The sequence below is a fragment of the Kitasatospora sp. NPDC042419 genome (assembly GCF_056437345.1).
Genome location: NZ_JBWKAW010000037.1, coordinates 15,642 through 28,852, shown reverse-complemented (window position 1 = coordinate 28,852; position 13,211 = coordinate 15,642). Strand labels below are relative to the sequence as shown.

At 73.6% G+C, this 13,211-nt stretch carries 9 protein-coding genes; 3 read left to right on the top strand and 6 right to left on the bottom strand.

The features are described 5' to 3' along the window. Positions 1-155: 155 nt before the first annotated feature. From ispG to dxr, 3 genes are all read right to left on the bottom strand, one after another. Complete coding sequence (ispG, locus tag AC067J_RS38945) at positions 156-1,316, bottom strand: flavodoxin-dependent (E)-4-hydroxy-3-methylbut-2-enyl-diphosphate synthase (RefSeq protein ID WP_478307531.1); 1,161 nt, start codon at positions 1,314-1,316, stop codon at positions 156-158. Between the two features lie 141 nt (positions 1,317-1,457). Then, positions 1,458-2,762: a M50 family metallopeptidase gene (locus AC067J_RS38940; RefSeq protein WP_478307530.1), complete on the bottom strand. Its 1,305-nt coding sequence runs from the start codon at positions 2,760-2,762 to the stop codon at positions 1,458-1,460. Positions 2,763-2,833: 71 nt separating this feature from the next. After that, a complete protein-coding gene (gene dxr / locus AC067J_RS38935) occupies positions 2,834-4,075 on the bottom strand; it encodes a 1-deoxy-D-xylulose-5-phosphate reductoisomerase (RefSeq protein ID WP_478307529.1) in 1,242 nt (413 codons plus the stop codon). 182 nt (positions 4,076-4,257) lie between these two features. Between dxr and AC067J_RS38930 the strand changes: the two genes are divergently transcribed. After that, on the top strand, positions 4,258-4,923 hold the full coding sequence (locus tag AC067J_RS38930) for an NAD(P)H-binding protein (RefSeq protein WP_478307528.1): 666 nt from the start codon (positions 4,258-4,260) through the stop codon (positions 4,921-4,923). A 110-nt stretch (positions 4,924-5,033) separates the two neighbouring features. Here the strand turns inward: AC067J_RS38930 and AC067J_RS38925 are convergent, their stop codons facing one another. The 3 genes from AC067J_RS38925 to AC067J_RS38915 form a co-directional block, all read right to left on the bottom strand. Then, entirely contained in the window at positions 5,034-6,476 is a 1,443-nt protein-coding gene (locus tag AC067J_RS38925; protein ID WP_478307527.1) for an aldehyde dehydrogenase family protein, read from the bottom strand. A gap of 224 nt (positions 6,477-6,700) precedes the next feature. Next, a complete protein-coding gene (locus AC067J_RS38920; RefSeq protein ID WP_478307526.1) occupies positions 6,701-8,266 on the bottom strand; it encodes a PucR family transcriptional regulator in 1,566 nt (521 codons plus the stop codon). 169 nt (positions 8,267-8,435) lie between these two features. Beyond that, positions 8,436-10,499: a type IV secretory system conjugative DNA transfer family protein gene (locus AC067J_RS38915; protein ID WP_478307525.1), complete on the bottom strand. Its 2,064-nt coding sequence runs from the start codon at positions 10,497-10,499 to the stop codon at positions 8,436-8,438. Between the two features lie 239 nt (positions 10,500-10,738). Between AC067J_RS38915 and gabT the strand changes: the two genes are divergently transcribed. Together gabT and AC067J_RS38905 are read left to right on the top strand one after the other, a co-directional pair. Next, the gene (gene gabT / locus AC067J_RS38910; RefSeq protein ID WP_478307524.1) at positions 10,739-12,079 is read left to right on the top strand and encodes a 4-aminobutyrate--2-oxoglutarate transaminase; all 1,341 of its coding nucleotides are present in this window, start codon (positions 10,739-10,741) and stop codon (positions 12,077-12,079) included. A gap of 513 nt (positions 12,080-12,592) precedes the next feature. Further along, entirely contained in the window at positions 12,593-13,207 is a 615-nt protein-coding gene (locus tag AC067J_RS38905) for a phosphatase PAP2 family protein (RefSeq protein WP_478307523.1), read from the top strand. Positions 13,208-13,211: the final 4 nt, after the last annotated feature.

Sequence of the window (13,211 nt, the reverse complement as noted above, 5' to 3'; positions counted from 1 at the left end):
CACACCTCGATCAAGCATCGAGACAGCACCTTACTGAGACGACTCTGGCCGCACCCTACTCCCTGGCCCCACCCGGCAACGGCCGCGGGGCCGTCCGCGCACGGACGGCCCCGCTTCCGGAAGAACTGCGACGGACTACCGCGCACCGGGGCCGGTCACTCGCCGGCGGTGACGGTCGGCGCGCCGGCCTCGACGCCCTCGGCCTGCATCAGCTCGGCGAGCTTGAGGGCCTCCTCGATCAGGGTCTCCACGATCTTCGACTCGGGGACGGTCTTGATGACCTCGCCCTTGACGAAGATCTGGCCCTTGCCGTTGCCGGAGGCGACGCCGAGGTCGGCCTCACGGGCCTCGCCCGGGCCGTTGACGACGCAGCCCATGACGGCGACGCGCAGCGGCACCTCCATGCCCTCCAGGCCGGCGGTGACCTCCTCCGCGAGCTTGTAGACGTCGACCTGGGCGCGGCCGCAGGACGGGCAGGAGACGATCTCCAGGCCGCGCTCGCGCAGACCGAGCGACTCCAGGATCTGGTTGCCGACCTTGATCTCCTCGGCCGGCGGGGCGGAGAGCGACACCCGGATGGTGTCGCCGATGCCCTCGGCGAGCAGCGCGCCGAAGGCGACCGCGGACTTGATGGTGCCCTGGAAGGCCGGGCCGGCCTCGGTGACACCGAGGTGCAGCGGGTAGTCGCAGGCGGCGGCGAGCTGGCGGTAGGCGTTGATCATCACGACCGGGTCGTTGTGCTTGACCGAGATCTTGATGTCGCGGAAGTCGTGCTCCTCGAAGAGCGAGCACTCCCAGAGCGCGGACTCGACCAGCGCCTCGGGGGTGGCCCGGCCGTACTTCTCCAGCAGGCGCTTGTCGAGCGAGCCGGCGTTGACACCGATCCGGATCGGCACGCCGGCGGCCCTGGCGGCCTTGGCGATCTCGCCGACCTTGTCGTCGAACGCCTTGATGTTGCCCGGGTTGACGCGCACCGCCGCACAGCCGGCGTCGATCGCGGCGAAGACGTACTTCGGCTGGAAGTGGATGTCGGCGATCACCGGGATCTGCGACTTCTTGGCGATGATCGGCAGGGCGTCCGCGTCGTCCTGGGAGGGGACGGCGACCCGCACGATCTGGCAGCCGGAGGCGGTGAGCTCCGCGATCTGCTGCAGCGTGGCGTTGATGTCCGAGGTCACCGTCGTGGTCATGGACTGCACCGAGACGGGGGCGTCGCCGCCGACGGGTACGTTGCCGACCATGATCTGACGGGAGACCCGGCGCTTGGCGAGCGGCTTGAGCGGCAGAGACGGAATACCGAGCGAGATCGCGGTCATGTGCGCAGGGTTCCCCGGGGTTGAGGTGTGGTCGGCCCGGTCGTTGGGACGGCCGAACCCGGGCGCGCCGACGATCGCGCACCCGGGCTCCAACGGTACGGCACCGGAACCGGCACCCGTGCACCCACCGGCCCCGACGGGCTAACTGATCTTGACCGGGTTCACCAGGTCGGCGACCAGCACCAGCAGGGTGAAGCCGATGAACACGCTGGCCACGACGTACGCCAGCGGCATCAGCCGGGCCACGTCGAACGGGCCCGGGTCGGGCCGCCGGAACAGCTGTGCGAACCGGCGGCGGACCGACTCCCAGACCGCGCCCGCGATGTGACCGCCGTCCAGCGGCAGCAGCGGCAGCATGTTGAAGAGGAAGAGCGACAGGTTGATCCCGGCGAGCAGGTTCACGAAGTAGGCGACCCGCTGGCTGCCCGGGATGTCGAGCGCGAACACCTCACCGCTCACCCGGGCCGCACCGACCATGCCGATCGGCGAGTCGGCCTCGCGCGGCGCGCCGTCCACCACCGAGTGCCAGAGGCCCGGGATCTTGCCGGGCAGCGCGGCCAGCGACTCCACGCCGTTCTCCGCCATGTCGTACATCCGGTCGAGGGACTGCCCGAAGCCCAGCTGGACGATCCCGCTGGTCGGCGTGAAGCCGAGGAAGCCGGCCCGCACCGTCTCGCCCTTGACCGGCAGGCCGTCGGCGTCGTACTTCTGCACGTCGTTGACGGCGATGGTCGGCCGCAGGGTGAGCTGCTCCCCGTTCCGCTCCACCACCAGCGCCACCTGCTTGCCCGCCGACTTCCGGATGTCGGCCTGGAGCTGCTCGTAGTCGCCGATCCGGTCGCCGTCGAAGGAGATCACCTTGTCGCCCGGCTTCAGCCCCGCCTGGAACGCCGGCGCCGGCTGCGCGTCCGCAGGGCAGGTGTCGGTGGGCTGCCCGGCCTTCACCACGCACTCCGACACGGTGCCGATGGTCGGCACCGCCATCGAGACACCGAAGCCCATCATCACCGTCAGGAAGAGCCCGAAGGAGAGGAGCAGGTTCATGAACGGGCCGGCGAACATCACGATCACGCGCTTCCACGGCTTGCGCGTGTAGAAGAGCCGGCTCTCGTCGCCCTCCTTGACCTCCTCGTACGAGGCCTCCCGGGCGTCCTCGATCATCGTCCGCCAGGGCGAGGTGCTGCGCTGGGTGATCCGCCCGTCCGCACCGGGCGGGAACATCCCGATCATCCGGATGTACCCGCCCAGCGGGATCGCCTTGAGGCCGTACTCGGTCTCGCCCTTGCGTCGCGACCAGACCGTCGGGCCGAACCCGACCATGTACTGCGGCACCCGGATGCCGAACAGCTTGGCCGTGGAGAGGTGGCCGAGCTCGTGCCAGGCGATCGAGAACAGCAGCCCCAGTACGAAGACCAGGATGCCGACCACCGTCATCACCGTTGCCACCGCTGCTCCTCCGTCATGCCGCTCCGCTCATCCTGTCGTCGTACCGGTCGTCCGGGTCCCGGCGGGGACCGTCAGCCGGCCGCCAGCTCGCGGGCCCGGGCGCGCGCCCAGTCCTCCGCGTGCAGGACGTCCTCGACCGTCAGCGAAGTTCCCGCCGCCCGTCCACCGTCGTACTGTCCGTGCTCCGCCACGACCTTCGCAACAGTGTCCACGATTCCGGTGAAGGCGAGACGACCGCCCAGGAAGGCCTCCACGCACTCCTCGTTGGCCGCGTTGAACACCGCCGGGGCCGTCCCGCCCAGCGTGCCCACCTCACGGGCCAGCTCGACCGCCGGGAAGGCCTCGTCGTCCAGCGGGAAGAACTCCCAGGTCGACGCCTTGGTCCAGTCACAGCCCGGCGCCGCGTCCGGCACCCGGTCCGGCCAGCCCAGGCCCAGCGCGATCGGCATCCGCATGTCCGGCGGACTCGCCTGCGCCAGCGTGGACCCGTCCGCGAACTCCACCATCGAGTGGACGACCGACTGCGGATGGACCACGACCTCGATCCGGTCGAACGGCACGTCGTACAGCAGGTGCGCCTCGATCACCTCCAGGCCCTTGTTCACCAGGGTCGCCGAGTTGATCGTGACGACCGGGCCCATCGCCCAGGTCGGGTGCGCCAGCGCGTCCGACGGGGTGACCCCCGCCAGCTCCGACCGGCTGCGGTTGCGGAACGGGCCGCCGCTCGCCGTCACCACCAGCTTGCGCACCTCCGCCCGGGTGCCGCCCGCCAGCGCCTGGAACAGCGCCGCGTGCTCGGAGTCCACCGGGACGATCTGGCCCGGCCGGGCCACCGCCTTCACCAGCGGACCGCCGACGATCAGCGACTCCTTGTTGGCCAGCACCAGCACCCGGCCCGCCCGCAGCGCCGCCAGCGTCGGCCGCAGACCGATCGAACCGGTGATGCCGTTCAGCACCGAGTGGCACTCCAGCGCCGCCAGCTCGGTCGCCGCGTCCGGACCGGCCAGCACGGCCGGCAGCGGCCGGCCCGCCGCCTTGGCGGCCAGCGCCTCGCGCAGCGCCGGCTCAGCCGCCGGGTCGGCCACCGCCACGGTGTGCACCCCCAGCTCCAGGGCCTGCTCGGCGAGCAGTTCCACCCGGCCGCCGGCCGCCGACAGGGCGACCACCCGGAACCGGTCCGGGTTGCGGCGCACCACGTCGATGGCCTGGGTACCGATCGAACCGGTGGAACCGAGGATCACCAGCTCCCGGGGGCCGGAGGGGTCGTTCACCTCGGGGGTGAACCGCAGCTGCGGGTGGGCGAGCGAAGTCATGGGCCCATTGTGTCCTGCCCGGCCGCCTCCCCGGGACGCCGGGCCGCCGCTCCCCCGGTGCCGACCACCTCCCGGGGACACCGGGGCACCACTCCTCGACGCCGGCCCCCGGTCGACGCCCGGTCGACGCCCGGCCGCGGCTCGCCAGGACGCCGGACCGGCGCCGGGCTACCGTCGGAACCATGCGAATCGTCATCGCCGGAGGCCACGGACAGATCGCGCTCCGGCTGGAACGGCTGCTCGCCGACCGCGGCGACCGGCCCGCCGGCATCATCCGCCGCCCCGAACAGGCCGAGGACCTGGCCGCCGCCGGAGCCGAAGCACTGCTGCTCGACCTGGAGACCGCCACCCCGGCCGCACTCGCCGACCTGCTCACCGGCGCCGACGCCGTGGTCTTCGCCGCCGGAGCCGGACCGGGCAGCGGGGCCGACCGCAAGCTCACCGTCGACCGGGACGCCGCCGTCCTGCTCGCCGACGCCGCCGAACTGGCCGGCGTCCGCCGCTACCTGATCGTCTCCTCGATGGGCGCCGACGCCTCGGCGGCGTACCCCGAGGACGAGGTCTTCGAGACCTACCTGCGGGCCAAGGGCGCCGCCGACGACGCCGTCCGGGCCCGCACCACGCTCGACTGGACGGTGCTGCGCCCCGGCCGGCTCACCGACGGCCCGGGCACCGGCCTGGTCCGGCTCGCCCCCTCCACCGGTCGCGGCCCGGTCGACCGGCAGGACGTCGCCGCCGTCCTCGCCGCCCTGCTGCACGAACCGGCCACCGCCGGGCAGACCCTGGAACTGGTCGCCGGCGACGCGACCGTCGAGGAGGCCGTCGCGGCCGCCGCCGGCCGCGACTGATCCCAGCCCCGTCCGTTCCGCGGACACGCGAAGGGCCCGGCAGCTGTGCGCTGCCGGGCCCTTCGCGCGGACCGGGCCGGTCCGATCGGATCCGACCCGAACCGGTTCGATCAGAGGTCGAGGCCGGTGAGGACCATGACCTTCTCGACGGTGTAGTCGTCCATCGCGTACTTGACGCCCTCACGGCCGACGCCGGAGTCCTTGACGCCGCCGTACGGCATCTGGTCGGCACGGTAGGACGGCGCGTCACCGATGATCACGCCGCCGACCTCCAGCTCCCGGTGAGCCCGGAAGGCGGTCTGCAGGTCGTGGGTGAACACACCCGCCTGCAGGCCGAACGGCGAGTCGTTGACGGCGGCGAACGCCTCGTCGGTGCTCTCCACCCGGTGCAGCGACAGGACCGGGCCGAACACCTCGGCCTTGGCCAGGATCGCGTCGGCCGGCAGCTCCGCCAGCACGGTCGGGGCGTAGGTCGCGCCCTCACGGGTACCGCCGGCGAGCAGCTTCGCGCCCTTGGCCACCGCGTCGTCCACCCAGGACTCGACCCGCTTGGCCGCGTTCTCGTCGACCAGCGGGCCGACGTCGGTCGCGTCGTCGTTCGGGTCACCGGTGACCTGCGCCGCGACCTTGGCGACGACCTTCTCCACCAGCGCGTCGTAGACGGACGCGTCGGCGATCACCCGCTGCACCGAGATGCAGGACTGGCCGCCCTGGTAGTTGGCGAACATCGCGATCCGGGTGGCCGCCCAGTCCAGGTCCGCCTCGGAGGACCAGTCCGCGAGCACCACGGCCGCCGCGTTGCCGCCCAGCTCCAGGGTGGTGTGCTTGCGCGGCACCGAGTCCATGATCTGGTAGCCGACCTTGTCCGAACCGGTGAACGAGATCACCGGCAGGCGCGGGTCCTGCACCAGCGCCGGCATCCGGTCGTTCGGCACCGGCAGGACGCTCCAGGAACCGGCCGGCAGGTCCGTCTCGGCCAGGATCTCGCCCAGCACCATCGCGGAGAGCGGGGTCGACGGGGCCGGCTTGAGGATGATCGGCGCACCGACCGCGATCGCCGGGGCGACCTTGTGCGCGACCAGGTTCAGCGGGAAGTTGAACGGGGCGATGCCCAGCACCACACCGCGCGGGAAGCGGCGCACCACCGCGAAACGGCCCACGCCGCCCGGGTCGGTGTCCAGCCGCATGGTCTCGCCGTTGGTGCGGCGCGCCTCCTCGGCGGCCCAGCGGAAGACGGAGACGGCACGGCCGACCTCACCGCGGGCCCACTTGATCGGCTTGCCGTTCTCGGCGGTGATCAGCTGGGCGATCTCCTCCGTGCGCTCGGTCAGCCGCCGGGCCACGTGGTCCAGCGCGGCGGACCGCACGTGCGCGGGGGTCGCGGCGAACACCGGCAGCGCGGCCACGGCGGCGTCCAGCGCCTCCTCGACCTGAGCCTCGGTGGGGACGCTCACCTTGCCGACCAGGCGGCCGTCCCAGCTGTTGTGCACCTCGAAGTCGGCGTCGCCGCTCGCCCGGCGGCCGGCCAGCCAGAAATCGTACGTGGTGGTCACCGTGGTACCGGCCCTCTCCTCGTCGTCCTCACGGCCCCACGGACGTGGCGCCAGAACCGAGGGTAGGGGCGGCGGCGCGCCGATCGGATTGGCCACGGCGTAACGTTCGCCACCCCGGCCACTCCACCGCGTCCAGCGGCCCCGCCGCAGGCCGCCGGGCCCGGGGGCCGAGCGGGCTCGGTGGCCCCGGGCGTACTCCTCCGGCTACTCCTCGTCGCTCCTCGTCACTCCTCGCCGGAGCGGAGCGCCAGCCAGAGCTCCATCCGCACGTCCGTGTCGTCCAGCGACCGCCCGAGCAGCTCCTCGACCCGCCGCATCCGGTACCGCAGCGTGTGCCGGTGCACACCGAGATCGGCAGCCGCCGCGTCCCACTGCCCGTGCCGGGACAACCAGGCCCGCAACGAGGCCACCAGGTCACCGCGCGCCGTCCGGTCGTGCTCCCGCAGCGGCCGCAGCAGCCCCTCCGCGAACGCCGTCACGGCGTCCTCCCCGAGCAGCGGCAGCAGCGACCCCGCGCCGACCTCCTCGTGGTCCACCGACCGCCGGCCGCCGCGCAACGCCACCGCCAGCGCCCGCTCCGCCTGCGCGTACGCCGTCCCCGCGTCCTCCAGCGCCGCCGGCGCCGAAACACCCAGCGACAGGCCCTCGTGCTCCTCCACCGCGCCCAGGCACGCCCGGTGCACCGCACCGTTGTCCAGCGCCAGCACCATCAACCGCGGCCCGTGCGCCCCCTCCTCCCGCGCCACCAGCAGCTTCTCCGCCACCCGCGACCCGGCCTGCTCCGCCCGGTCCCCCAGCTCGCCCAGCGACTCCCCGGCGTCCACGCCCTGGCCCGCCCCGGCCACCAGCACCCGGACCGTCCCCTCCGGCAACCCCCCGAACAGCCCCGCCGCCACCTGCCGGGCGGTCGCCACCTCCCCGGCCAGCACCATCCGCAGCAGCGCCGCGCCCATCTTCTCCTCGGCCTGCCGCAGCTCCCGCGACCGCTCCAGGGTCAGCGTCAGCAGCGCCACCGCCGCGTTCAGCACGTAGCGCTCGGTCGGCGTGATCCGGTCCTCGGTCCCCACCGCCAGGAACCCGCGCGCCCGCCGGTCCGCACCCAGCGACTGGACCACCACGTAGTCCTCGTCCGCCGTGTCTATCCCCGGCGACCGCCCCTGCAACGCCGCACTCGACGGCGCCGGACGCCGCCGCAGCCGGTCCACCTCGGCCGCCAGCCGGCCGGCCCGGCGCGCCGCCCAGTCCGGCGCCACCACCGACAGCGCCCCCGACCCGTCGTACAACGCCGCCCAGCCACCCAGCCGGGACGCCAACCGGCGCACCACCGCCGTCGTGCCGTCCTTGCCCAGCGCCGCCCGGGTCAGCTCCTCCTGCGCCTCGAAGCTGGTGGTCACCGCCTCGTACTGCTCCGCGGCCAGCGCCGCCGACACCACCTTGCTGATCGCGATGAACGGCGTCGGCTCCGGCACCCTCAGCAGCGGCAGCCCGCGCTGCGCGGCCGCCTCCACCAGCGGCTGCGGCACCTCGGTGTGCGACAGCCCGACACCGAGCCCCAGCCCCACCACCCCCGCGTCCGCCAGACGGTGCACGTACGCCTGCAACTGCGCGGCGGTCCGACCCAGCTTGATCCCGGTGGTGAGCAGCAGCTCACCACCCTCCAGGAACGGCGTCGGGTCGTCCAGCTCGCTGGTGTGCACCCAGCGGACTTGCCGCTCCAGGTGGTCCGCACCGGCGAGGACCGTCAGATGGAGCGAGGTGTTGCGGACGACGGAGGCAAGTGTGGGGGGCATGGCACCTTCGGGGGAACGACCCGACCGCGCCGTTGCGGCCGGGCGAGAAGAGGGCTGAGGGTTCTGGGGAACTCCCTCCCCTCATTATGGACGCCCCGGACAACCCGCACTGCCGAATCCTCCTCGAAGGCGAGCTTCACCCCGTTTCACCCCCCGCTTCACCCACGCCTCACCCGCGGAGATCCACCAACAGCGGCGGCACCTGCTCCCCCGACACCGCCGTCAGCGACACCACCGCGTGCCCCGCCGGCAGCGCGTGCGCCAGATCCGACGGCGACCACCGCAGCCGCTCCACCTCCCGCGTCGTCACCGACTCGGTCTGCGCCGTCGTCCCCGACAACGCCTTCCGCCCCAACCGCCCGGCCTTCCGCACCAGGCCGCCCGAGGTGTCCGGGGCGAGCGTCACCGCCGTCTCCCGCACCACGTGCGTCCCCCAGGCTTCGGAGAACAGCCGGCCGTCCCAGGGCGCGATGCCCGGGAACGCCGCCCGGCACCCCACCGCCCCGAACAGCGGCGCCCGCAGCGCCTCCGGCAGATCGACCAGCGTCCTCAGCTGCAGCACCACCCCGGCGTTGGCCCCGCGCAGCCGCTGCAGCCCGCGCACGATGCCGGCGTCCAACGCCGCCGAGGCGTCGTCCACCACCAGACCGGCGAACAGCGAACGGTCCCGGCGCACCCCGGCCGCCTGCACGAACTGCCCCACCAGCAGGCGCGACAGCATCCGCGCCGCCTCCGGATGACTGCGTTCGGGCAGCCGCACCAGTACCCGCAGCGGATGGTCCAGCACCCGCATCGCGAACGGCGGACGCCCCGAGCCGTCCGTCGCGAACGCCCCCTCGAAGGCCGGCCGATCCAGCAGCGACAACCGGTCCGCCAGCAGCGCCCCCGGGTCGTCCGCCCGACCGTGCTGCCGCTCCCGGTGCTGCAGGTCCCGCTCGTACGACCCCAGCCGGCCCGCCGCCCGCAGGCCCTTCACCAGGGCCTCCAGCGCCTCCGACTCGCCGGCGAGCAGCGCCCGCAGCTCGCGGACCCCCGGGTAACGGCCGAACGCGGCGTGGAACGGGCCCACCATCTGCTGCAACGCCGTCCGGGCGGACTCCGCGCGCGCGGTCAGCTCGTCCGGGAGCAGCGCCTCGGCCAACCGGGCCGCAGCCTCGTCCGGATCCTGGGCCGCGCCGTACAGGTCCAGCCCGTACCGGGAACCCGCCTCACCCGGGGCGATCACCACGTCGTACCAGGCATCCGGCCCGAGATCCGCGTCCGACGAGCCGATCACCACCGCGCACGCCGTGCCCGCCAGCGCCTGCAGACAGAGCGCCTCGGCCACCGGCCGGGCCAGCCTGGCCGTCTTCCCCGTCCCCGCCGGGCCCACCGCCAGCAGCGACGTGCCCAGCACCGCCGGGTCCAGCGCGAAGCCGGCGGCCCGGTGGGTCAACGGATTCTTCGGCACGTCCTGGGCCGTCCCCAGCCGCACCTGGCCCACCAGCAGGTCGTGCCGCTCCGCCCGGCCCGGCAGCTCCCGCGCCTCGGAGGGGTGGGCGAACGCCGCCGCACCGCGAGCCGCCACCTGCTCGACGAAGGCCGGGAGGAACGCCGGATCCGCCTGGGCCGACTCCCAGGCCCGCTGGATCCGCACGTAGTCGACGTCCCCGACCGCCTCGCCGTCCAGCCGCCCGGCGGCGGCGGCCGCCCCGCCGTGCCGCAGCAGCACCCACGGGTCCCGCTGCCGAACCGCCTCCGCCGCCTCCACCTCGGTGGCGGGCTCCTCCTCGGTCACCGTCCGGGACAGCAGCGGCGCCGCATACCGCCGCCACACCTCGGGCCACCGGCCCATCCGACCGAAGACCTTGATCACGATGCCCGCGACCAGCACGTTGAGGGTGAGGACGACGGAGACCGCGACGAAGGCCGAGCGCGTCGGCAGGACGCCGATGAGCGTGGTTCCGTATTTCGCCAGCTCGACACCGTAGATATAGGCGAGCCACCCCACCACCGCGTTCAGACCCGCGCGGAGGAGGAGGGGCCAGGTGGGCACCTTCGCCGCCTCGGCGCGGTCCGGGTCGAGCTGCCGGTGCCCCTGGCGGTAGATGCCCGGGGCGGCTTCGGGGCGGGGGGCGGCGACCCAGGTGGGGAGGTCGAAGGGGAGGCCGGCCGGGGGCCGTGGGTGCGGCACGGGGGTGAGGGGGTGGGCGGTGGTCCGCTCGCCGTGGCTCTGTGCCCCGTCCAGTCCCATGTACGGCCCCGCTCCCTCGCCCGCCGGCCCGACCGCCGTCGGTGCCGCCATACCCATGCCGCCGCCCCGGCGACACGCCCGCGCTCAATGTAGTGGAGTGCGGGCTGCCGGTAGTCTCGTCGCCCGCGCTGGCCGTGCCGGACAAGTCGGACGGCCCAGTGCTACCGAGTGGCGCATGCCCGGCCGGGGAGGGCGGCCGTAGCCTGCGAAGCACCGAGCCGAGAAGTCTGGAGAAACCCATGAGCGCCGCAACGCCGCTCCCGCAGGAGCGCCGCCTGGTCACCGCGATCCCCGGTCCGAAGTCGCAGGAGCTGCAGGCCCGCAAGCTGGGTGCGGTGGCGGCCGGCGTCGGCACCACCCTGCCGGTGTACGTGTCCCGTGCCAACGGCGGCGTGCTGGAGGACGTGGACGGCAACTCGCTGATCGACTTCGGCTCCGGCATCGCCGTGACGAACGTCGGCAACAGCGCCGAGGCCGTGGTGGCCAAGGCGTCCGAGCAGCTGGCCGCCTTCACGCACACCTGCTTCATGGTGACCCCGTACGAGGGCTACGTCGCCGTGGCCGAACAGCTGAACGAGCTGACCCCGGGCGACCACGACAAGCGCACCGCGCTGTTCAACTCGGGTGCCGAGGCCGTCGAGAACGCGGTGAAGATCGCCCGCGCCTACACCAAGCGCACCGCCGTCGTGGTGTTCGACCACGGCTACCACGGCCGCACCAACCTCACCATGGGCCTGACGGCGAAGAACATGCCGTACAAGCAGGGCTTCGGTCCGTTCGCCCCGGAGATCTACCGGGTGCCGGTGGCGTACCCGTACCGCTGGCTGACCGGTGCCGAGAACTGCGCCGCCGAGGCCGCCGCGCAGGCGATCGAGATCATCACCAAGCAGATCGGCGCCGAGAACGTCGCCGCGATCATCATCGAGCCGATCCAGGGCGAGGGCGGCTTCATCGAGCCGGCCAAGGGCTTCCTGCCGGCGATCGTGGAGTTCGCCAAGGACAACGGCATCGTCTTCGTCGCGGACGAGATCCAGACCGGTTTCTGCCGCACCGGCCAGTGGTTCGCGTGTGACGACGAGGGTGTCGTCCCGGACCTGATCACCACCGCGAAGGGCATCGCCGGCGGTCTGCCGCTGGCCGCGGTGACCGGCCGCGCCGAGATCATGGACGCCGCGCACGCGGGTGGCCTGGGCGGCACCTACGGCGGCAACCCGGTGGCCTGCGCCGCCGCGCTGGGTGCCATCGAGACCATGAAGGAGCAGGACCTCAACGGCAAGGCTCAGCGGATCGGCGAGATCATGCTGGGCCGCCTGCGGGCGATGCAGGAGAAGTTCGACATCATCGGCGAGGTCCGCGGTCGCGGCGCGATGATCGCGGTCGAGCTGGTGAAGCCGGGCACCAAGGAGGCGAACGCGGAGGTCACCGCGGCCGTCGCCAAGGCCTGCCACGCGGAGGGCCTGGTCGTGCTGACCGCCGGCACCTACGGCAACGTGCTGCGCTTCCTGCCCCCGCTGGTCATGCCGGAGCACCTGCTGAACGAGGGCCTGGACATCATCGAGGGCGCGTTCGCCGCGCTCTGAGGCGTCGCACCGCCGACGTGGCACGCGCCGTCCGCGCGGCCGCGCCGGGGTGCCGCACCGAGACCCGCCGGAGGGATGTCCGGACAGCGCTGAACGGCCCGTGGGGACTCCCGTCCCCACGGGCCGTTCGGTCGGTGCCGGTCCCGGGTGGCCGGAGCGACCCGACGCGGACCCGGTGTGGCGCCGGCCGCCGCGGCGGTGAAGATGGTGTGCGGAATCGCTGAAGCTCCTCGGCCGTGCAAGGACCTTGACGTAGTGTCATCACAGATGGACAGCGAGCCCCAGCCATTGGCGGATCCGTCCGCGGCACCGCCCCCGTCGGCGGTTCCGCGCGTCACCCGCGAGGACAACCGGGCCGCCCCGCACCGGGCGGCACACACCGAAGGCCGATCGACCGACCGTCCGACCCACACCCCCCGGGGCGCACGGAACGGCGATCATCAGAGCCGCCCCGGAGCTCTCCCCCCTGCTCCGGGGCGGCTGTCCCGCGTCCTGGGCCACCCGGCGTTGCCGGTGCTGCTCGGGGTGGTGCTGCTGGCGGTGTCCTGGCAGGTGGCGGTGGACGGCCCGCTCCTCGGGCTGGACCGCTGGGTCCGGCACGCCGTCCGGGAGGCCCGGACCGGGCTGCACAGCACCCTGCTCAACCGTCTCGGCAAGGCGCTGTCCGACCTGGGCGGCGGTTCCGTGGCGGTTCCGGTGCTGTTCCTCGGCGGGGCGGTGGCGGCCTGGCGGGAGTTCCGGGCGGGGGTGGCGCGCTGGTGGCTGCCGGGGGTGGTCGCGGTGCTGACGGCCGGGCTGATCCCGCTGCTGGTGGTCCCGGCGAAGGCCTGGTTCGCGCGGCCCGGCCCGTTCGGCCTGCCGCTGGCGGCCGACCAGTGGGGCTGGTACCCGTCCGGGCACACCGCCACCGCGACGCTCGCGTACGGGGTGGCGGCGCTGCTGCTGGCCCGGACGGCCGCCCCGCGGGCCCGGCGCCTGTCGGCGACCGCGGCGACCCTGCTGTCGGTGGGGGTGGGACTGGGGCTGGTGTGGAGCGACTACCACTGGCTGCTGGACGTGGTGGCCAGCTGGTGCGTGGGCGGGCTGGTGCTCCTGGGCCTCGCCCGGTGGCTGCCGGCCCGCCGCTGACCGC

Excerpts from the sequence above, each read along its gene's own strand:
- ispG (WP_478307531.1), bottom strand. The coding sequence starts at position 1,316 with ATGACCGCGATCTCGCTCGGTATTCCGTCTCTGCCGCTCAAGCCGCTC.
- dxr (WP_478307529.1), bottom strand. The coding sequence starts at position 4,075 with ATGACTTCGCTCGCCCACCCGCAGCTGCGGTTCACCCCCGAGGTGAAC.
- AC067J_RS38930 (WP_478307528.1), top strand. The coding sequence starts at position 4,258 with ATGCGAATCGTCATCGCCGGAGGCCACGGACAGATCGCGCTCCGGCTG.
- AC067J_RS38920 (WP_478307526.1), bottom strand. The coding sequence starts at position 8,266 with ATGCCCCCCACACTTGCCTCCGTCGTCCGCAACACCTCGCTCCATCTG.
- AC067J_RS38915 (WP_478307525.1), bottom strand. The coding sequence starts at position 10,499 with ATGGGACTGGACGGGGCACAGAGCCACGGCGAGCGGACCACCGCCCAC.
- gabT (WP_478307524.1), top strand. The coding sequence starts at position 10,739 with ATGAGCGCCGCAACGCCGCTCCCGCAGGAGCGCCGCCTGGTCACCGCG.